Below are 19,911 nucleotides of genomic sequence, written 5' to 3'. Positions count from 1 at the left end.
TCGCAGCAGAACCACCAAGAGCTAGAGCATCCTGAATCAGCGGACTCTTCGCTTCACAGAGGAGCTTGCTATTCGCTTCCTTGAGACAGCCTGTTGATTCGCCTGTCAGACAGTCACCAGACTCCAGGGGGGATTTTCCTTGGGAGCATCAGCCTTCTTCGATGAGCTTGATTTCTTCTTCTATCCTGTTGAGATAAGCATCCCAACTCATTGGCACTCCGTCTTTTCCAGGAGAGCAGCAATTCGACGTTATGTCGCGTTAATACGCAACAATGCATCAACGATTTTGTCCATCATCAATGTGTGTGTTGAATTGTTTGAATGAGATGAACCTTTTAACGCCTTATTCAGGGTGCCACCTCAGGGCTTGACGAGAGCCTGTTTGATGAGTGATTGCCTCACCAGGGTTGCTACGTTGGCGCCATTCTTTCGAGCGACTATTCGCAGCAATTCCTTATCCTGTTCAGCGCAACGCAGCTGAATACGCACCGCCATATAGGCGTCACGCTGAATAGTCTTTGCCATTAGATTTAGCTGGATTGCCTGATTGCCCTCTAGAAGCCTCTGCGAGGAGTCCTAACACTTCTGGGTTTAGATTAAATCAATGCTGCGATGAGCGCCCTTAGAGGGGCGCACAGCGTCCTCTTAAAGCTTTATGTACTCACGGCATGGATGTTCTGGGGATTGCTCCGGTCTGGGAGCGTTCCCTCCTGCACAGTTAGCCCTTCAAATCTGATTGCTTTCCTAGCGCAAGTGCTACTTAAGCGATCCTGATCGCAGCACTCCCTTCTCGTACGTGGACCTTAAGCGGGTTGAATCGCTGAGATCCCTGCTTACGTATTGGACCAAAATTGATTCGCCTCTGCTTAGGTGGTGAATCAAACTTCCCTGCTTACATGTTGGACCAAACGCCTCTGTGCTTACGGGGACCCAATAACTGTCGGCTTGCTTAAGGGGACCCAATGCCCTCTGTCCTTAATGGGGCCAGTTTTTCGCAGTCCTCTTGCTTACGGGGGGCCACTCTGCGTGCATACATGGCGCCACTCTGCTTGCTTAGAAGCCGCCACTATTTGAGATCCATTGCTGCGACTAACTTTTTCGCAGTTAGCTAATTGAGTTGATCATCGCCACATACCTGTCCCAGTTCCTACCGCCATAGCTGCTGTTCGTGTCCACTGCTGAGTGACCCATCAGCCTCTCGATATTGACTTGGTTGAAGTCATGCTCACGCAGTTGAGTAGCAAATCTGTCTCGGAAGTCCTTTGGCTTCAGACCTGTCACCTTCCTGCATGGCTTGCTGAGGTTGTGACCCCACCTAACTACTTCAATACCACCAACCTCTGACGTGGTTCGCAGCTGAGGCCAGATCAATCCCTTCTTACCTCGAAGGTTCTCAATGCAGGCAGTTAGCTCTTGATGGATTGGGATGTCCCTAACGCTGTGTGCTGTCTTCAGTGACCGCTCATCAGACCAGGCAACAGAGATGAAGTCCTCATGGATATCTTCCCCAGATAGGCCAGCAATCTCACCCAACCTGCAGCCGGTGTAATAGAGCAGCTTGAAGACATCGACATAGGCAGAGCCCTCCCATTCCCCGATAGGTGTGGTTGGTTCAAAGCTTCTATTCCTCTTGGCCTCTGTTTCTTGCAGTGCTGCCTGCTTGGTGGTTGCTGTGAGCGTCTTGGGGAGTCCTTTGAAGATGTGTTCGCAGCCTTCCCTCTCTACAAGAGTTGTCCAAAGACCACTGAGGTAGGCGACCTGTGTCTTTGCACTGTTCCTGCTCATACGAGCCAGCAGGTAATCCTTGTAAGCCAACGCATCAGCCTTGGTACACAGACCCGGTCGTGCCTTGCCTGAGTGAGCCATGAAGGCCCTCAGTGCCTTGTCCCATCCCTCAAATGTTCTGGGTGATGGCTCCCTATCCAGCCTGCGGATAGTCAGGAGGGAGTCTGTGCTGAGCAGTTCCTTGGTCTTTCCCTTCTGGACGCTCTGGGCCAACTCATACAGACGAACAAACTCAGGGTTCTCAACCCACTGGCCATCCACCTCGATGTAGTCAGAGAGCCCTCGAGCGGCTTGTGTGACCATCTCGTGGGGATCCATCGGCTGCTGCCCTTGCCTGATGAGTGATTCCTCAGGGCTTATCTGCTCCCCTCTCGCAGCCCTTATCTCAACATCAGTGCGAGCTAGGAAGCTCGGCACCTTGGCTCTGGCTTGGTTGAGGGTTCCACCCGGCTCAGTCCACTTGGAGCGCCCTAGGACCTCCCGGCAATCTTTCGGCACCAACCGCTGCAGGTGGTAGCTAGACCGACCTCGAACGATGTAGCTGGGCAGCTTGCTGAAAGGCACAGCTATACCAACACCTATACCAACAAGACTCTTGTGTCACTCAGGGATCTCTGTCCAGCACTGGCAAACAAGCATTACTTCAACTACGGCGGCCAGGGCCCACTGCCGACACCCTCGCTGGAGGCCATGACCGCCAGCTGGCAGCGCATTCAAGACCTGGGGCCCTTCACCACCGATGTGTGGCCCTTCATCAGCCGGGAAGCGAACAGCACCCGGATGGCACTGGCATCCTTGTGCGGGGTTGCCCCCCATCGCCTGGCCCTGAGCGAAAACGTGACCAGCGGCTGCGTCTTACCGCTGTGGGGCCTGCCGCTGAAGACAGGCGATCGCCTGTTGATCAGCGACTGTGAACACCCCGGCGTGGTGGCGGCCTGCCAGGAACTGGCGCGCCGACAGAAGCTGGAGATCGACACCCTGCCGGTGAAGCAGATCCGCGGTGGCCGCAACCAGCAAGCCACCAGCGACGCAGCAGTGCTCTCCGTCCTTGAGCAACACCTCCGGCCCAACACCCGCCTGGTGGTGTTGTCGCACCTGCTCTGGAACACCGGCCAACTGATGCCGATTGCAGCCGTCGCCGCTGAGCTGCAACGCCATCCCAGCCACCCCTATCTGCTCGTGGATGCGGCCCAGAGCATGGGCCAAATCCCCGTAGCCGAAGCTGCTGCCGCGGCCGACATCTATGCCTTCACTGGCCACAAATGGGCCTGCGGACCCGAAGGCCTGGGCGGCGTCGCCCTGTCAGAGCGCGTGCTGAGCGAAGCCCAACCCACCCTGATTGGCTGGCGCAGCCTCCAGGACGAAACCAAAGCCAACCTCGACGATCCCGACCCGTTCCATCACGACAGTCGCCGATTTGAAGTGGCCACCAGTTGTGTGCCCCTGCTGGCCGGGCTACGCACCTCCCTGGATCTTTTGGACAAGGAGGGAAACGCGGAAGAACGCCTGACGCGCATTCAACAGCTCAGTCACCAGCTGTGGCACCAGCTCCAAGCACTGCCAGGCGTGACGCCGTTACTCGACGATGCACCTCCTGCTGGTCTCGTGAGCTTCGCGATACAACCCAGCTCCGGCGAGGCCGGCAGGGCTCCTGCGGAGATCGTGAAACAGCTGGGAGCCCAGGGCCTCTGGATCCGTGACCTGGCCGATCCCTCTTGCCTGCGTGCCTGCACCCATGTGAGCACCACCGAACAGGAGCTGGAAACCCTGAGCAGCGCCATTAAGGGCACCGTTTCGTAACGCATAAGAAACAAAAACGTGCCGCCTCTGACGCAGCATGAGGAACCAGTTGCCCCCTTGGTCTCCCCTGAGCACCCTGCAGGCATCGGCCGCCCGGCATCACGCCCATGTCCCTGCTCTGGCTTCTGGTTTGCCTCTGTGTTCTCACCATCGGCAGCTGCCACTGGCTGGCAGCGCTGATCTCCAGACTCGGAGATCGAGCCCAATCCCGCTGGGCCTCAGTGGGAGGTGGCGCAGGACTGGCCTACGTGTTCATCCACCTGCTCCCTGAACTGGCCAGTGGTGGACGCACCATCAGTGATGCGATGGGAATGCACCGTTTCCTGCCCGACGCCATGACGGAAAGCCTGCTGTTTCTCGTAACCCTGGTGGGCGTAGTGATCCCCTATGCCCTCAATGTGATCAGCCGGCAACACCCCACCAGCAGCAGCTGGACCGGCTCAGCACGCCTGGCCACCTTTGCCCTGATCAACTACCTCTACGCCTACTCGCTGCCCTCACTGCTCACCACCGGCATCGGCTATGGACTGCTCTTCACCGTGGCGATCAGCGCCCACGTGCTGCTGGCCGACCGCACCCTGGCCAAGGAGCATCCCAAGGCCTTCCGCCGTCGCTTCCGCTGGATCGGCGCTGCGGCGCTTGTGGCAGGGAGCCTTCATGCGGCTGCACTGCATCCAGTGTCAGATCTCACCCTGGCGATCGCCACTGCCTTCGTGGGAGGAGGCCTTCTGATCAGCGTGTTCCGCGAGGAATTGCCCGATGCAGACCGCTCACGCCTGGGGTGGTTCAGCCTTGGCCTGGTGGGCATGACAACGCTGCTGCTGATCGCGACAGCCCATGGCGGAGCTGTCCATCACGGCTAGATCTAACCCCACCTAACCGCGGTTACGACGCCGCAGCGACCCGCTTGCGCAAGGCGATCTCCGCCTGTTCACGATCATCAAAGTGGATCTTGGTGGTGCCGAGAATCTGGTAGTCCTCATGGCCCTTGCCGGCGATCAGCACCAGATCATCCGCCCCAGCTTCGGCAATCACATCAGCAATGGCGCTGGCACGATCAACGTCAACCACCAATGACGCCTCGGCCGGGATCCCTGCCACCACGTCATCCAAGATCTGCTGCGGGTCTTCGGTGCGGGGGTTATCCGACGTGACCACCACGCGATCCGACAACTCGGCAGCCACTGCGGCCATCTGAGGGCGCTTGCCCCGATCACGATCACCGCCGCAGCCGAACACGCACACCAAGTCACCTTTCACGAACGGACGGGATGCCAACAAGGCATTGCGCAAGCCGTCGGGTGTGTGGGCGTAGTCCACCAGCACGGACGGCAGATCGGCCATCGCCTGGTCTGACCCCAGCATCACCCGCTCCATCCGGCCGGGGACCCCTTTAAAGCAGGCAGCCGCTTGCAGCACCAGAGCCAAGGGCATCCCCTGCTGCACCAGCACCCCAACGGCCTCCAGCAGATTCATCAGGTTGAACGCCCCGACCAGCGGAGACTGAAACGCACCACGTCCAGCCGGCGTGACGATCTCACCGGAGACTCCAGCTGACGTCATGGTCAGGTCGGTCATCGTCAGCTCCACGCCACCGGGATGGCGCTCAGGCTCGAGGGAACAGCGCCAGCAACGCTCCCCCAGCTGATCCGCCAGCTTCTGTCCCCAGGGGTCATCCACATTGACCACAGCCCGCGCGCCCTCACCCTCTGCCATCAGCAGCGGCTCGGCAAACAGGCGCGCCTTGGCCTCGAAATAGGCCTGCATTGAAGGGTGGTAGTCGAGATGGTCCTGGGTGAGGTTGGTGAACACAGCAGCGGAGAACTGACACCCCGCGACACGCCCCTGATCCAGGGCATGGGAACTCACTTCCATGGCCGCCACCTGCGTGCCGCCAGCCACCGCTTCAGCCAACTGGGCCTGCAGGCGATCGGCGAAAGCGGTGGTATGGGTCGAGGTGATGCTGTGACCGGGCCAGCGATTCACCAACGTGCCGAATAAGGCCGCAGAGCGGCCGATCTGATCACAAATGTGTTCGATCAGATGGGTGGTGGTGGTTTTGCCGTTGGTCCCGGTCACCCCAATCAGGGTCATGCGACGGGAGGGGTACTGCCAGAACGCTGCCGCCAGGGCTCCGGCCCAATCGGCCACCGGGTCAGCCACCACCACCACAGGATCCGCGGGGGATGGTGGATCCGCCAACGCCGCCGCCGAACCGATCACTGCGGCCGCAGCGCCATCAGCAAGGGTCTGTCGCCAGAAGCTGCCGCCATCCACCCGTTCGCCGGGCAAACCCAGAAACAGACTGCCGTTGCTGGCACAACGCGAATCACAGGTGAGGGCGGTGATCGCTGGATTGGGACAGCCCTCGGGTACGGGCAGACCGACCGCTTGGAGCAGCGAATGCAGCGTCTGAGCCATCAGCCGGCCACCAGGAGTGGTGTAGTTCTAATCCGATCCAAGCGCAGCAACACAGGCGCGTTGTAGCCAGGTGAACAATCCGTCGCCTGACAACCGGGGGGAGACCCGCGGCAGGGCACCGACCGACAAAGCCAAGACAGGCACCTCAAGGTCGTAGCGGGCTTTGAGGCCAGGGTCGCCCCCCGCAGCGTCGATATCAATCACCTCCAGCTGCAGCGGCGGGTCAAGCGCTGCTAAATCCAGGCTCCGCAAACGCTCTTCCAGCCCTTCGCACAGGCAGCAGCCCTGACGGCTGTAAAGCCAAAGTCGCTGCATCTCAGTCGGGGACAGGGTCACAGCCGCAAGGAGTGAAGGGATGACAGCGCAACAAACGGCGCAGCGTGAGCCAGCCACCCCGCCACGGGCCATGACGCTGGATCGCTTCCAGGCCGTAGGCACTGCAGGAGGGAATGAAACGACAGCGGGGGCCCAGAAAAGGCGAGAACCAGCGCCTGTAGAAATTGATCAAGGCCAGCATCACCGCCGCAAGCAGGCGGTTAAAGGCTGCGAGAGGGCCGCCAGATAAGATGGTTGATTCGTGCGTCAAGAGTTGCATCTCGGGCCACAAACCCAGCATGCCTGCTCAAACGCTCGTTCGTTCCTCGATTCACTCCCTATGTCTCGCTACCGCGGCCCTCGCCTGAGGATCACGCGGCGCTTGGGAGACCTTCCCGGTCTCACCCGGAAGGCCGCAAAGCGGTCCTATCCCCCCGGTCAGCACGGCCAAGCCCGTCGCAAGCGCTCTGAATACGCGATCCGTCTCGAAGAGAAGCAGAAGCTTCGCTTCAACTACGGCGTCTCCGAGCGTCAGCTCGTGCGCTACGTGAAGAAAGCGCGCGCCCAGGATGGTTCCACCGGTACCAACCTGCTCAAGCTGCTCGAGAACCGTCTCGACAACGTTTGTTTCCGCCTCGGCTTCGGTCCCACCGTGCCCGGCGCCCGTCAGCTGGTGAACCATGGCCACGTGACCGTGAACGGTCGCGTCACCGACATCGCCAGCTATCAGTGCAAGCCCGGCGATGTCATCGCCATCCGCGAGCGCAAGTGCAGCAAGAAGCTGGCTGAAGCCAACCTGGAATTCCCCGGTCTGGCCAACGTGCCTCCCCACCTCGAGCTCGACAAGAGCAAGCTCAGCGCCAAGGTGATTGGCCGTTCCGAGCGCGAGTGGGTTGCCCTTGAGATCAACGAACTGCTGGTGGTGGAGTACTACTCCCGCAAGGTCTGATCCTGAACACCATTGCTTCGTGGCCGCCTCTCTTTTTGGGAGGCGGTTTTTTTTGGGCCTAGAGCTGCTGGTCAGCGTCGCCAGACTGAAATCGTCAACAGCACTCCCTCATGGGTTTCTTCTGCGCGAGCACAGCACTGCCGATGGCCAGCGCCATGGGAGGCATCGGCCGCGCGTCAGGAAGCACCTTTGCCCCCGATCAAACCGCAACGGTCCGCTTGATCGCGTCGATGGGGCTTGCACTGGTGCTGGTGCTTGGGCTCTGGCTGCGCCAATGCAGGGCATCGAAGCGGCCGAAGCGCCAAGGCCTGAAAGCCTTGCTACGGGCGCTACTGACCGACCTATCGCTGAAACCTGTTGCGGCACTACCGATCATGCGCGGAGTGAATGCCATTGCTCTGTGGTGGTTCTGGTCTTATGCCCTGCTGCAGATCAGCGAAGTGATCAGCCTGCTGGTCGTCCCAGGAGCGTTCAATCAGGAAGCCTTGATCTGGTGCTTCCTCTCCACGGGCATCGGCTTCGTGCTGCTGTCATGCCTGCGCAGCCTTCTGGAGGTGGGGCGAAGCATCATTGCGTTGGAACGACGCAGCCGCCCCCAGGGCAGTGATGCCACACACATCTGAGCATGTCCTCCATCACCACTCCAGGCCACGGCAACGGGAGACCATCCCTGCATCGCTGGACCACGCGGAACCATGGGCCTCTTTGACGACATCGAGCAACGGACACGAGAACGTCGCGAGCGTCTGAAGCGAGAAGGCCCCGACCGGGACACCTTTCTGCAGTGGCGATCACCGCGCTTTGGCATCAGCAATCCCGACAACCTCACCAATCCCTTCTGGAGTTACGCCATTCGAGAGGGCGGCAGTGGCTGGGGCTTCAAGGAGGACTTCGACGGTCCCGATTCGTTTGAGGCAGGGCCTTGTTTCTCCTTTCAACGCTATGGACAAGCCGAGGTTCACCTCGCCGATGGGCGCCGCGTGTTGATCGGTGGCACCCATGAAGACTTCTATGACCCCGACTTCTGCATCTACAACGATGTGGTGGTGATGGATAGCGACAACATCACGGTCTACGGCTATCCGGAAGCGGTGTTTCCTCCAACGGATTACGCCACAGCAACCCTGGTGGGGGATGAAATCTGGATCATCGGCAGCCTGGGCTACAAAGACAAGCGCGACGATCGCCCAACCCAGATCAGGGTGCTCAACACCCAAACCTGGACCATGCGCACGGCCGAATGCCAGGGCCCCAATCCAGGCGCGATCTGGGGGCACCAGACAGAGCTATCGGCCGATGGCGGCCAGTTGCTGGTCAGTGGCGGGCAACGCCACTGCCGGCTTGTGGACATGGACCCGCAGAGCTTGATTAATCCCAGCGTCCACCTGCTCCACCTGGCGAGCCAGACCTGGACTGAGATCAACCGGGACAAGCAGTGTCACTACTGGTTGATCACACCGGAGACCCCCTGCATCCTTCCCTCCCTGAGCCGCTTCGATCGCGTCGCGGTTCCCGCAGGACACAAGCTTGAAGGGCTGGCTTGTCACGGACAAGGCGATCTCAATTTTCGGCTGCCGTGGGGGCGAAGCGAAGACCAAAGCCTGGTGCTCACGGTGGAGCACCAGGGCCGCAGCGCCACGGTCACCCTCCAGATGCCGCCGAGCGACACCAACAATGACGAAGACGACGGCATCGCATCGATCCTCGATGCCCTGATCGACGTTCTCGAGGCGCATTACGACTGCGGCTCACTGCAGATCACTCCCATCCAACGGGAGCAACGTGTTCAGCCTTAGCGGGGCCAATCAGCACCCATCACCCCATTCCTTAGCCTGATCGATCCATTCAGATCACGCCGTGCAGCGCCCATCGCCAATGCCAGGGGATGCCACCCGGGCCATTCATCACGGCGACAGCTTTGCGACCGAAACCGGCACGGTGATGCCGCCGATCTACGCCACCTCCACCTTTGCCCACGGCAACCCCGGTGGGTTCGATTACACCCGCTCCGGCAACCCGAACTTCCGCATCCTCGAAGGGGTGCTGGCCTCGGTGGAGACGTGCGAGCACGCCACGGTGTTTGGTTCAGGGGTGAGTGCCATCACCGCCATCGCCTCCACCCTCAGCCAAGGCGATCTGGTGCTGTGCGAAGAAAACCTGTATGGCTGCACCGTGCGCCTGTTCGAGCAGGTGTTCGCCAAGTTCGGGGTGCGAACCGAATGGGTCGATTTCACCGATCCCGCAGCCCTGACGGCCATCGAAAGCCGTCAACCGGCGATGGTCTGGCTGGAGAGCCCCACCAACCCCTTGCTGAAGGTGATTGACCTGGCAGCCGTGTGCAGCGCAGCCAAGAGCGCCGGAGTGCCGGTGGTGGTCGACAACACCTTCGCCACTGCACTGGTGCAGCGCCCCCTCCAACTGGGAGCCACCCTGTCGCTCACCAGCACCACGAAATACATCAACGGACACTCCGATGCCCTCGGTGGTGCCGTCTGCTGCGACGACCCTGCCTGGCACCAGAAAATGGTGTTTGCCCAGAAGGCGTTGGGCCTGATGCCTTCCCCCTTTGATTGCTGGCTAATCACCCGGGGCATTAAGACCCTTCCGCTACGCCTGCGGCAGCAGATGGCCAACGCCGCAGCCGTGGCTGACCACCTGGCATCCCACCCTGCGGTGGCCTGGGTGCGCTACCCCCTAAGGGCCGACCATCCCCAGCAAGCTGTGGCGCTGCAGCAGATGAATGGGGGTGGAGCGATCGTGACCATTGGCCTGCAGGCCAGCCGCGATCAGGCCTATGCCGTCTGCAAGGCGCTGCGCTGGTTCACGATGGCCGAAAGCCTCGGAGGGGTGGAAAGCCTGATCTGCCATCCCGCCACCATGACCCACGCCGCTGTCGCCGCGGAGGTGAAAGAAAAGCTGGGGATCAGCGATGGACTGGTGCGTCTGTCGTTGGGTTGTGAAGACAGCGCAGATTTGATCGCCGATCTCGATCAAGCCCTCACCCTGCTGCCGTGAGCGCGCGCAACCTGCTGAGCGATCCCTGCTGGCAGGGACATGACCTGGGTCATCCCTTGCCCGACAGCACCCATGCGGTGTCGGTGGCCCTGCCCCGCTGGCGTGATGTGATCGCCTACGAGGAAAACGACCCCGCGTGCCGCAACCAATTGCAAGCGGTCTATCCACGCTTCGGCTTCCATCCCCTGGTGGCCGCACTGGCCAAAACAGCGCTAACCCAGAGCGGTGCAGCAAACGGATCGAGCGCCTGGCCTTACCCCAGCGAGGAAGCGGCCCACTGCGCACTGGAGCACTGCAAACGTCTGCAACCCTCGAGTTCCAGCCAGGTGGTGCACGTGCAGGGGCTTCCCTGTCTGATCGTTGAAGCATCCGCAACCCCGGCCGCCAAGGCGTTCTGGCAGCACGCCGGCCTGGGGGCCAGTTCCCGGCAGGCCGCCATCGCCCTGGGCCAGGAAACCGCCCCCAACCAAGACGATGGCCACGCGGCCCGCAGCACCATTCGTCAACGGCTGGCCGCCATCTATGGCTGTGAAGCCGAGGCCATCAGCCTGCATCCATCTGGCATGGCCGCTTTGCACAGCGCCCTGCGCCTGGTGACAGCCCTCCATCCCGGCCGCCCCACCCTGCAAGTGGGCTTCCCCTATGTGGATGTGCTCAAACTGCCGCAGGTGGTGTTTGCCGGAGCCGAACTGCTCACCGACAGCAGCCCAGCCGCCATCGGCCACAGCCTCGATCACCTCAACCCAGCAGCTGTGGTGGTGGAACTCCCCAGCAATCCGATGCTGCAGTGCGTGGATCTGATCACCCTGGCCGAGCTCGCCCACGCGCGTGGCATCCCCGTGATTGCCGATGACACGATCGGATCAGGCCTGAACATCGACGCCCTTCCTTACGCCGATCTGGTGTTCAGCTCACTGACCAAGAGTTTCGCCGGGCGCGGTGATGTGTTGGCCGGGGCCCTAGTGGTCAGCCCCCAGTCCCGCTGGCAGGAGACCCTGCAGGCTGGCCTGGCCGACGCCCCTGCCGGTCTTGGTGATGCGGATGCCCTCTGCCTTGAAGACGCCAGCCGTGATGTCGTCACAAGACTTCCGCGACTGAATGCCAACTGCAGCGCCCTGGCCGAACGGCTACGCAGCCACCCGGCAGTGAAACAGGTGTTGCATCCGAACCAATGCGCCACCTTTCAAGCGTTGATGCGACCAGGGGCCGGCCACGGCTGCCTGCTGTCGTTTGAGCTCCACGGCGGGCTGCAGGCCGCCGAGCACGTCTACGACGCCCTTGCCGTCAGCAAAGGCCCCAGCCTTGGGACCCACTTCACGCTGTGCTGCCCTTACGTGCTGCTGGCCCATTACGACGAATTGCCCTGGGCAGCATCCTGCGGTGTGCCATCGCACTTACTTCGGGTCTCGGTGGGACTGGAGGATCCCGAAGACCTCTGGCAACGATTCGAGCAGGCGCTCAGCCGTTCAGGGGTTGTCAAAGTCTGAACAAGCCGTTAAGCGACGAGCCAACCCTGGGGTGCCATTCCTACATTGACGGACTTGGGCATCCTGCGTTCTTCCATGTCTCGCGTTTACGCCGATAACAGCCAGGCGATCGGCAACACCCCTCTGGTGCGCCTGAACAATGTCACCAAGGGCTGCAAAGCCACCGTGCTGGCCAAAATCGAAGGCCGCAACCCCGCCTACAGCGTCAAGTGCCGCATCGGCGCGAACATGATCTGGGACGCCGAGAAGCGTGGCGCGCTCACGGCTGACAAAACCATCGTCGAGCCCACCTCCGGCAACACCGGTATCGCTCTGGCTTACACCGCAGCAGCCCGGGGTTACAAGCTGATCCTGACGATGCCCGAGTCGATGTCGATCGAGCGTCGCCGCGTGATGGCCGCTCTGGGTGCTCAGCTGATCCTCACTGAAGCTGCCAAAGGCATGCCTGGCGCCATCGCCAAGGCCAAGGAAATCGCTGAAAGCGATTCAGCCAAATACTTCATGCCCGGTCAGTTCGAGAATCCCGCCAACCCCGAGATTCACGAAAAGACCACCGGCCCTGAAATCTGGAACGACTGCGACGGTGCCATCGACGTGCTCGTGTCTGGCGTGGGCACCGGCGGCACCATCACCGGCATCTCCCGCTACATCAAGAACAGCGCTGGCAAAGCGATCGAATCGGTCGCGGTGGAGCCCAGCCACAGCCCGGTGATCACCCAAACCATGAATGGTGAGGAGGTGAAGCCCGGGCCCCACAAGATCCAGGGCATCGGTGCCGGCTTCATCCCCAAAAACCTCGACCTTTCCGTGGTCGACAAGGTGGAGCAGGTGACCAACGAGGAGTCGATTGAGATGGCTCTGCGCCTCGCCCAGGAGGAAGGCCTTCTAGTGGGTATCTCCTGCGGTGCCGCTGCTGCTGCTGCCATCCGCCTCGCCCAGCAGGACGCCTACGCCGGCAAAACCATCGTGGTGATCCTGCCCGACCTGGCCGAGCGTTATCTCTCCTCCGTGCTGTTTGCCGACGTACCCGCAGGCATCATCGAGGAGCCTGTTGCCGTCTGAGGCATCCCCACCTCGCAACGAACGAGGTCCCTGCGCCAGCAGGGATTCGAGCTTGACCCCGTGTGCAGACACGGGGTTTTTTCTTGCCTGTGCTCAACCCAGCGGGCGGGACTCCTCCAGCACCGCCTCGGGAGCAATCCACATCGCATCGCCGTAGGAATAAAAGCGATACGCCTCCTCAATCGCGACGCCATACAGAGCAAGCAGGCGCTCCCGACCGATCAAGGCGCTGACCAACAACAGCAGGGAACTCTTGGGGAGATGAAAGTTGGTGAGCAAGCCCTGCACAACGGCAAAGCGATAGCCGGGTTGAATCACCAGATCCACCGAACCCTTGAGGGGCTGCAACTGACCGCCACCAGCCTGGGCCGCACCCTCAAGCGCCCGCACACTGGTGGTGCCCACAGCCATCACCCGCCCTCCGCGCTGACGGCACTCCTCCACCGCACGCACCACCTCTGGCGTCACCTCCACCCATTCGCTGTGCAAGGTGAGTTGGGTGAGATCTTCCGTTTCCACGGGCCGGAAGGTGCCGAGGCCCACATGCAGGGTGACGTGGGCGATCGTCACCCCCTTCTCCCGCAAACAGTCGAGCAACGCGTCACTGAGATGCAGTCCCGCAGTGGGTGCCGCGACGGCACCAGGCTTCGACGCATAACGGGTCTGGTACCGCGTCTGATCATCGGCGTCATGGCGTGCGATGTAGGGCGGCAAGGGCACTTCGCCGTAACGCTGCAACAGGCCTTCGATCGCGACGGCGTCATCACAACCGGAGGGGAACTGCATCACACGCCCACCGGTGGCCTGATCAACAGCCACCACCTGCAGGGCGACGGACTCCTGCTCCAGGCCCTCCAACCACACCTGATCTCCTGGCCGAAGCTTCTTGGCAGGCCTGGCCAGACAGAGCCACTGTCCTTCCCCCCGCGGTTCCAGCACCAACAGCTCCGCCTGCCCACCGCCTGAACGTCGAACCCTCAGCCGGGCACGCAGCACCCGGGTGTCATTTACCACCAGCAGATCGCCAGCCCGAAGCTCCTGCTGCCAGTCCCACACCTGCTGGTGGCGAACCTGCTCCAGAGGGGCATCAGCCGGGGGAACCATCAGCAAGCGGGCCGCATGGCGCGGCTCCACCGGTGACTGAGCGATGCGTTCTTCCGGGAGAACGTAGTCGTAAGAGCCGAGCTGAAGATCCCTGGAATCGGGCACAGACGCTGGTGTCAAAGACAACAACCATGCTGCCGAATCGGGTGGTTCCGATGATCCAGGCCACGCCGGCCGGCTGGCTAGGGATCGATTGCCGTGCGCACGATGCAAAACACGTGGGTGCCCTGATCGGCCTGCAGTGACCGATAGAGATACAGGGCGCGTTGATTGAGCAACACGCGATCAAACCAATTGCGTGGCACGGCCACGGGCATCACCACCGTTGTTCGGCAGTCGGGGTGCGCCATTTCGCGCTCCTGCACGAATTGGCGGAATGGATCGATCACCGAGCTGTAGGGACTCATCAGCATCTCGAACTGCAACGCACCGGTATCCGTTCCCATCAGCCGGTCCCACTCAAGGCTGATGCGGCCAGGATCCTCGCGATCCGCCATCACCATCACCGCCGTGACCTGATCGGCAATCGAGCAGGCATACCGCACGGCCTCCAGGGTGGAGCGCGACAACCCGCCCATCCAAACAATCGCCTGATGGTGCACCTCCCGCTGTGCGGGGGCGAGATACACGGGGGCGATCGCTGGATCAGGCGCCAAAGCAGCATCCACCTCTCGATGCCGTCGCCGGATGGCGGCTAGCACCCACACCAAGAGGGGGATGGCAATCACCACCGTCCAGGCCCCTTCGCGAAACTTGCTGACGATGATCACCAGCAGCACCACGAAGGTGGCACTGGCCCCCAGGGCATTCATCGCCATCCGTCCGTGCCAACTTGAGCCCCGCTGGCGCCACCAGCGCAGCACCAGGCCAAGCTGCGACAGGGTGAAGGCCGTGAACACTCCCAGGGCATAGAGATTCACCGCCACGGTGGTGTCGCCTTGACAGATCCAGATGATCACGGCCGTGAATCCCAGCAGCACGCCGATGCCGTTCTGATACACAAGCCGGTCTCCCAGCCAGGCCATCTGACGCGGCAGGCAGCGATCGTTGGCCAGCATCGCTGCCAGCAGGGGAAACCCCGAGAAGGCGGTGTTCGCCGCCAGCACCAGGATCAGCAAGGTTGAAATCTGCAGTGCCCAGAGAAGAACACTCCCGGACCCAAACACCCGGGTGCCGATCTGAGCCAGCACGGTGATGTGGGGATCGGGGGCGATGCCATAGAGAAATCCCATCCCGCTCACGGAAAAGAACATCAACGAAAGCAAGACGCCCATCACCAGCAGGGTCTGGCGGGCATGGGCCGGGGCCGGTTCGCGGAACACCTGCACGCCGTTGGCGATCGCCTCAATCCCCGTCATGGCCGAACAACCGGAACTGAACGCCCTGAGAATCAAGAACAACCCCAGAGGTTCCAGGGCCGTGACCGAGGGAGGCGGGTCGGGGCGAAAGCCGTGGTGAAACACCAGGTCATGGAGACCCAGCAAGGTGAGCAAGGCCAGCATCACCACGAAGGCGTAGGTCGGCACGGCAAACAGGCGACCCGCCTCACGCAAACCGCGCAGATTGGCCCACCCCACCAAGGCCAACAGCAACAAGGACAGCGCCACCTCATGGGGCAACAGCGACGGCAGCAGCGAACTGATCGCCTGACCACCGGCCATCAAGCTCACAGCCGCTGTGAGCACGTAATCAATCAACAGGGCCGCTGCCGCCACCAGGCCCACGTTGCGGCCCAGGTTGTCGCGCGCTACCACATAGGAGCCGCCCCCTTCGGGATAGGCAGCGATGACCTGGCGATACGACAACACCACCACGGTGATCAAAGCGATGATCGCCAGAGTGATCGGCAGTGAAAGGCTCAGGGCCCGGCTGCCCGCCAGGATTAGAACCCCAAGGGCTGCCTCCGTGGCATAGGCCACCGACGACAGCGCATCGGAGGAAAGAATCGGCAGCGCTTCCAACCGGGGCAGGCGCTCCTGGCCCGCACTGCTCTTAGGAAGAGGACGCCCGATCAGGACGGAATACAAGCTCATCCGGCGGGGATGCGATCACCGCCTCCCCACCATGCAGGCTGCGCCGGAATTCGGCAGCCTCAGATCGCCAGGCTTTCCGGACGGGTTTCGATCAGCTCCGCCAGATCCTTGAGGAAGGCTGCACCATCCGCGCCGTAGATCACGCGATGGTCAGCCGTGAGATTCACCTGCATCTGACGCTTCACGGAGATGGAGCCGTCTTTGCCTGCCACAACGGTGGGGCGAGACGCAGCCACCGCCAGGATCGCGCCGGTGCCAGGGGGAAGAATCGCGTCGAAGCGATCCACACCGAACATGCCCAGGTTGGAAAGGGTGAAGGTGCCGGTGCTGTATTCCTCAGGCTGCAGCTGCTTGCTACGGGAGCGCTTGACCAGATCAGCCCACTGACGCGACATCTCATAGAGATCGGTGCGGTCGGCTTGACGCAACACCGGCGTGATCAGGCCGCCATCTTCCATGGCCACCGCCACGGCCACATTCACATCAGCGGGATAAGCCATCCCAGCAGCGGTGGTGGCTGCATTCACCTGGGGGTGACGGGCGAGGGTCACCGCCACAGCCTTAGCCAGCAGAGCGGTCATCGTGACGCCCTTCGGCTTCACCTGCTTGTAGAAGGCGTCGAGCTTGTCGGTGGTGATGGTGTAACCCACGCGGAAGCAGGGCACCGCCAGGCTGGCTTCCATGTTGCGGTTGACCGCAGCCTGGAGAGTGTTGAAGGCAACGGTGTCACCAGGGGCACCAAAGCTGTTGCCGGCAGGGGCGCTGGGGGCCGCGGCTCCAGCACCAGCCACGACGGCCGCAGGGGTGCCTTCACCCACTCGAGGCACGCTGACCGGACGACCTGCCGCCCGTTCGACGTCTTCGGCCTGGATTCGGCCGTTGGGTCCGCTGCCGCGGACGCTGGCCAGATTCACGCCCATCTGAGACGCCAATTTCTTGGCGCGGGGGCTGGCCACCAGGCGGCCGCTGTTGACCACTGGAGCTGGTGCAGCGGGTGCTGCTGCAACCGCGGGCGCAGGAGGGGCGACTGGGGCAGGAGCCGCAGGTGCCGGAGCAGCGGCCGGCGCGGGCGCGGGAGCTGCTGGAGCAGCAGCGGCGGGAGCCGAAGCGGCACCACCACCGGAGCCTGCTTTGGCCTGGGCTTCAGCGATTTCCGCCTCGGTCTCCACGATCAGACCGATGGTCTCTCCCACAGGGGCAGTGCTGCCAGCCGGCATCAACACAGCCGCCAGATAGCCCTCGTTAAACGACTCAACGTCCATGTCGGCCTTGTCGGACTCGACCACGAGCACCGACTCTCCCCGGCCCACCTTCTCTCCGGGCTTCTTGAGCCACTCGACGATCTTCCCCTCCGTCATGGTGGAGCTGAGGGCAGGCATGAAGATGTCGTGGGTCGCCAAAACCGTCTCCAGAGGGGCTGAGTAGGGGGATTTTACGGGCCGGCAGGCCGAGCCAGAGCAGGGTCAGCCCTGCTCGATCGACTCGATCACGCCGTCGCGCACCACAACAGCCACCTGCATCTTGCTGACGAGGTTGTCGCCCACCTGGATATCGCAGAAGCTTTCGAGCTGCCCCTGTTCAACGATCTGCTCCATCTCCACCTCGCGCACCTGGGCCTGCTGCTGCAAAAGGTTGCGCTTCTGCTCCTCGAGCTCAGCACGCTTGGCAGCCACCTGCTGCTGCACCTGGGCCACCTGCTCCTGCACACGGGGATCAAGGGGATTGGCGCTCTGACGGCGCACTTCATCCACCACCTGCTGGCCTTCCTGCTCCAGCTGAGCCAGCTGCTGATCAGTGGTGGCAACCCCGTTGCTCAGCTCCCGCTCAGCTTCCTCCTTCCAGGCCGGAGTCACCACGGCACGCACTGCAATTGTGCGCTTGATCGAAAGGGTGGTGCCGTCAGACATGGGAGCCAGGAAAGAGCGCCAAGCGTCTCAGTCCTGGCCCCGAGGGTCAACCCGCCTCGATGGCGGGTTTCCGATCAGCGACGCTCAGCGTCCGTAGATGCCGTCGATCACGCTGTGATCACGCTGCGTGATCCGATCGCGGCGTTGCTTGAGGGTCTGGGTCAGCAAGCCGTTGTCGATCGTGAACGGCTGCACCAGCCCCACACCGGCCAGACGTTCATCGGCGCGAGCCCCATGGCGACCGGCCAGAAGGCGATTGAACTCGCCCCGCAACAGCTTGAGCAACGCGGGCTCGCCAGGGGACCCACCCAAATCGTCGGCCAACGACAGACCTTGCTCTGCAGCCCAGGCCTGGATCGCCTCCAGCCGAGGCACCACGAGCGCCCCAAGCTGTTTTTCGTCTTGACCCACCAGCATCACCTGCTCCACGAGCGGGCTGGCCACCAGGCATTCCTCCAAGGGCCCCGGCTCAATGTTTTCGCCACTGCTGAGCACAATCGTGTCCTTGGCACGACCGGTGAGGACCACAGACCCATCGGGCAGTAAGAGACCCAGATCACCGGTGTCAAACCAACCCTCACCATCGAGCACCTTGGCGGTGGCCTCCGGTTTGCCCAGATAGCCCCCCATCACCTGCGGGCCGCGCACCAGCACCACGCCCCGCTCCCGGAAGCCCAGTGGAGCGCGCGTCTCTGGATCGACGATTCGGAATTCGGTGTCTGGCAACGGCTGACCGGAACTGCCCCGGATGTTGCGCCAGGGGCGGCGGCAACTCACCACAGGGCTGGTTTCGGTCAGGCCGTAGCCCACCAGCAACTCAATACCCACCGCCTCATAAAAGGCATCCACGTGGGGAGCAATCGCCCCACCACCATTAATGGGGAACTGCAACTGGCCGCCACTGAGCTGGAGACGCAATTTTGGCCAGATCAACTTTGAGGCAACGGCATGGGCTGGCCAACGGCGGCTGGCCTCAAGCGCAGCCTTCAGCCGTTGCCGCTTCCCAAGCGATTCCACCATCAGATCCCGGCTGCGGCGCCGCGCCAGGCAGTAGGCGCTGCTGTTCGCAAGCGCACTGCGAAGCAAGCGTTGGCGCGAAGCCGGGAAGGTTTTCAGCACATCTTCGAAACCGGCCTGCACGGCTTCCCAGAGGCGCGGCACCGTGGCCATCACCACCGGTTTCACCCGGGGGAGATCCTTTTTGAGCTGCTTGATCGTGGTGTAGCTCTGCGAACAGGCGCAGGAGAAGAAGTAATACTCAGCGCTGCGTTCGTAGGAATGCCAGATCGGCAGCACGCTTAAAACCGGTGAGCCTGGAGCCGGATGGGCCACACAGGCCAGGCTGCGGATCTGATGCAACAGGTTGGCGTGCGTGAGGGGTACCCCCTTGGGCTGTCCCGTGGTGCCTGAGGTGTAGAGGATTGTGGCCGTGGTGGTGGCGGCACTGTCGATGCCGCGGCCGGCGAGGGGATCTGGGGGCATGACCTCAGCCCCTTGCGCCAGCAGAGCCTCAAAACTGATCACCCCCTCCGCCGCTTCTCCTTCCAGCTGAATCACACAGCGCAAGCGACTTCGAACGGCCTCAGGCAGTGCCAGACGAGTCAGCAGCTCGGCGTTCTGCACCACCAGCGCCACAGCAGCACTGTCTTCAAGGATGTAGAGCAACTCAGGCACCGGTGCTGCGGCCCCGCGCACCGCACTCGTGGCACCGGCACGCATCAGCGCCTGATCCGCCACCAACCAGCGGGGACTGTTCTCGGCAAACAAACCGACCACATCGCCATTGGCAATGCCCAGGGCACGGAGGCCGGCAGCCGCCGCGTGGATGCGCTCGTCGAGTTGCTTGTAGGTGAAGCGCTCGGGGTGGGCAGCGTGGGGAGCATCCACCGCCATCACCTCGGGATGCTGGGCCGCGAGCCAGGGCCACATCTGATCCACCCGTCCCCATCTGTCGGCATGGCAATGGGCGGCTAAAGCCGCCTGCTCACGGGGCGTGGGGCTCCAGCTGGCGAAGGCGGCGGTGGGCACAACAG

17 protein-coding genes are annotated in these 19,911 nt (G+C 62.2%); 8 read left to right on the top strand and 9 right to left on the bottom strand.

What is annotated here, in order from left to right; all coding sequences use genetic code 11:
* Positions 1–1,104: 1,104 nt before the first annotated feature.
* Positions 1,105–2,202: a tyrosine-type recombinase/integrase gene (locus RS9916_RS00305; protein ID WP_232199479.1), complete on the bottom strand. Its 1,098-nt coding sequence runs from the start codon at positions 2,200–2,202 to the stop codon at positions 1,105–1,107.
* Positions 2,203–2,382: 180 nt separating this feature from the next.
* Between RS9916_RS00305 and RS9916_RS00300 the strand changes: the two genes are divergently transcribed.
* Positions 2,383–3,585, top strand: a complete 1,203-nt coding sequence (locus RS9916_RS00300) for an aminotransferase class V-fold PLP-dependent enzyme (protein ID WP_007097116.1) — start codon at positions 2,383–2,385, stop codon at positions 3,583–3,585.
* 107 nt (positions 3,586–3,692) lie between these two features.
* Positions 3,693–4,448 carry a hypothetical protein gene (locus RS9916_RS00295; RefSeq protein ID WP_007097115.1) on the top strand — a complete coding sequence of 252 codons (756 nt, stop codon included), beginning with the start codon at positions 3,693–3,695 and terminating at the stop codon, positions 4,446–4,448.
* Between the two features lie 22 nt (positions 4,449–4,470).
* Here RS9916_RS00295 and RS9916_RS00290 read toward each other — a convergent pair whose 3' ends face one another.
* From RS9916_RS00290 to yidD, 3 genes are read right to left on the bottom strand one after another with little or no spacing between them, the layout of a single operon-like run.
* Positions 4,471–6,006 (bottom strand): UDP-N-acetylmuramoyl-L-alanyl-D-glutamate--2,6-diaminopimelate ligase, encoded by a 1,536-nt coding sequence (locus tag RS9916_RS00290; protein WP_007097114.1) that lies wholly within the window; start codon positions 6,004–6,006, stop codon positions 4,471–4,473.
* 27 nt (positions 6,007–6,033) lie between these two features.
* The gene (locus RS9916_RS00285; RefSeq protein ID WP_007097113.1) at positions 6,034–6,321 is read right to left on the bottom strand and encodes a glutaredoxin family protein; all 288 of its coding nucleotides are present in this window, start codon (positions 6,319–6,321) and stop codon (positions 6,034–6,036) included.
* 1 nt (position 6,322) lies between these two features.
* Positions 6,323–6,601, bottom strand: coding sequence for a membrane protein insertion efficiency factor YidD (yidD, locus tag RS9916_RS00280; RefSeq protein WP_038023901.1), 279 nt, complete (start codon positions 6,599–6,601; stop codon positions 6,323–6,325).
* Between the two features lie 60 nt (positions 6,602–6,661).
* Between yidD and rpsD the strand changes: the two genes are divergently transcribed.
* From rpsD to cysK, 6 genes are all read left to right on the top strand, one after another.
* A complete protein-coding gene (rpsD, locus tag RS9916_RS00275) occupies positions 6,662–7,270 on the top strand; it encodes a 30S ribosomal protein S4 (RefSeq protein ID WP_007097111.1) in 609 nt (202 codons plus the stop codon).
* Between the two features lie 110 nt (positions 7,271–7,380).
* Complete coding sequence (locus RS9916_RS00270; protein ID WP_007097110.1) at positions 7,381–7,893, top strand: hypothetical protein; 513 nt, start codon at positions 7,381–7,383, stop codon at positions 7,891–7,893.
* Positions 7,894–7,965: 72 nt separating this feature from the next.
* Entirely contained in the window at positions 7,966–9,066 is a 1,101-nt protein-coding gene (locus tag RS9916_RS13430) for a hypothetical protein (protein ID WP_007097109.1), read from the top strand.
* 79 nt (positions 9,067–9,145) lie between these two features.
* The gene (locus tag RS9916_RS00260; RefSeq protein ID WP_007097108.1) at positions 9,146–10,285 is read left to right on the top strand and encodes a PLP-dependent aspartate aminotransferase family protein; all 1,140 of its coding nucleotides are present in this window, start codon (positions 9,146–9,148) and stop codon (positions 10,283–10,285) included.
* Complete coding sequence (locus RS9916_RS00255; protein ID WP_007097107.1) at positions 10,282–11,772, top strand: PLP-dependent transferase; 1,491 nt, start codon at positions 10,282–10,284, stop codon at positions 11,770–11,772. The genes RS9916_RS00260 and RS9916_RS00255 overlap by 4 nt, the downstream gene beginning before the upstream one ends.
* 75 nt (positions 11,773–11,847) lie before the next feature.
* A complete protein-coding gene (gene cysK, locus RS9916_RS00250; protein WP_007097106.1) occupies positions 11,848–12,834 on the top strand; it encodes a cysteine synthase A in 987 nt (328 codons plus the stop codon).
* A gap of 93 nt (positions 12,835–12,927) precedes the next feature.
* Here cysK and queA read toward each other — a convergent pair whose 3' ends face one another.
* The 5 genes from queA to RS9916_RS00225 all read right to left on the bottom strand — a co-directional run bounded on the left by queA (position 12,928) and on the right by RS9916_RS00225 (position 19,906).
* Complete coding sequence (gene queA, locus RS9916_RS00245; RefSeq protein ID WP_007097105.1) at positions 12,928–14,043, bottom strand: tRNA preQ1(34) S-adenosylmethionine ribosyltransferase-isomerase QueA; 1,116 nt, start codon at positions 14,041–14,043, stop codon at positions 12,928–12,930.
* A 77-nt stretch (positions 14,044–14,120) separates the two neighbouring features.
* Positions 14,121–15,971 (bottom strand): APC family permease, encoded by a 1,851-nt coding sequence (locus RS9916_RS00240; protein ID WP_007097104.1) that lies wholly within the window; start codon positions 15,969–15,971, stop codon positions 14,121–14,123.
* A gap of 59 nt (positions 15,972–16,030) precedes the next feature.
* Entirely contained in the window at positions 16,031–17,371 is a 1,341-nt protein-coding gene (locus RS9916_RS00235; protein ID WP_007097103.1) for a dihydrolipoamide acetyltransferase family protein, read from the bottom strand.
* A gap of 63 nt (positions 17,372–17,434) precedes the next feature.
* Positions 17,435–17,878, bottom strand: a complete 444-nt coding sequence (locus RS9916_RS00230) for a YlqD family protein (RefSeq protein WP_007097102.1) — start codon at positions 17,876–17,878, stop codon at positions 17,435–17,437.
* 84 nt (positions 17,879–17,962) lie between these two features.
* Positions 17,963–19,906, bottom strand: coding sequence for an AMP-binding protein (locus tag RS9916_RS00225; protein ID WP_038022938.1), 1,944 nt, complete (start codon positions 19,904–19,906; stop codon positions 17,963–17,965).
* Between the last annotated feature and the right edge of the window lie 5 nt (positions 19,907–19,911).

Source organism: Synechococcus sp. RS9916, assembly GCF_000153825.1.
Classification (GTDB): domain Bacteria; phylum Cyanobacteriota; class Cyanobacteriia; order PCC-6307; family Cyanobiaceae; genus Synechococcus_C.
Note: the sequence above shows the minus strand (reverse complement) of the source record. Positions and strands in the feature narration are given on the sequence as shown.

What these genes read in the sequence shown, in the direction of transcription:
- RS9916_RS00295 (WP_007097115.1), top strand. Translation starts at nt 3,693, where the DNA reads ATGTCCCTGCTCTGGCTTCTGGTTTGCCTCTGTGTTCTCACCATCGGC.
- RS9916_RS00290 (WP_007097114.1), bottom strand. Translation starts at nt 6,006, where the DNA reads ATGGCTCAGACGCTGCATTCGCTGCTCCAAGCGGTCGGTCTGCCCGTA.
- RS9916_RS00285 (WP_007097113.1), bottom strand. Translation starts at nt 6,321, where the DNA reads ATGCAGCGACTTTGGCTTTACAGCCGTCAGGGCTGCTGCCTGTGCGAA.
- yidD (WP_038023901.1), bottom strand. Translation starts at nt 6,601, where the DNA reads ATGCAACTCTTGACGCACGAATCAACCATCTTATCTGGCGGCCCTCTC.
- rpsD (WP_007097111.1), top strand. Translation starts at nt 6,662, where the DNA reads ATGTCTCGCTACCGCGGCCCTCGCCTGAGGATCACGCGGCGCTTGGGA.
- RS9916_RS00270 (WP_007097110.1), top strand. Translation starts at nt 7,381, where the DNA reads ATGGGTTTCTTCTGCGCGAGCACAGCACTGCCGATGGCCAGCGCCATG.
- RS9916_RS13430 (WP_007097109.1), top strand. Translation starts at nt 7,966, where the DNA reads ATGGGCCTCTTTGACGACATCGAGCAACGGACACGAGAACGTCGCGAG.
- RS9916_RS00260 (WP_007097108.1), top strand. Translation starts at nt 9,146, where the DNA reads ATGCCAGGGGATGCCACCCGGGCCATTCATCACGGCGACAGCTTTGCG.
- cysK (WP_007097106.1), top strand. Translation starts at nt 11,848, where the DNA reads ATGTCTCGCGTTTACGCCGATAACAGCCAGGCGATCGGCAACACCCCT.
- RS9916_RS00240 (WP_007097104.1), bottom strand. Translation starts at nt 15,971, where the DNA reads ATGAGCTTGTATTCCGTCCTGATCGGGCGTCCTCTTCCTAAGAGCAGT.
- RS9916_RS00230 (WP_007097102.1), bottom strand. Translation starts at nt 17,878, where the DNA reads ATGTCTGACGGCACCACCCTTTCGATCAAGCGCACAATTGCAGTGCGT.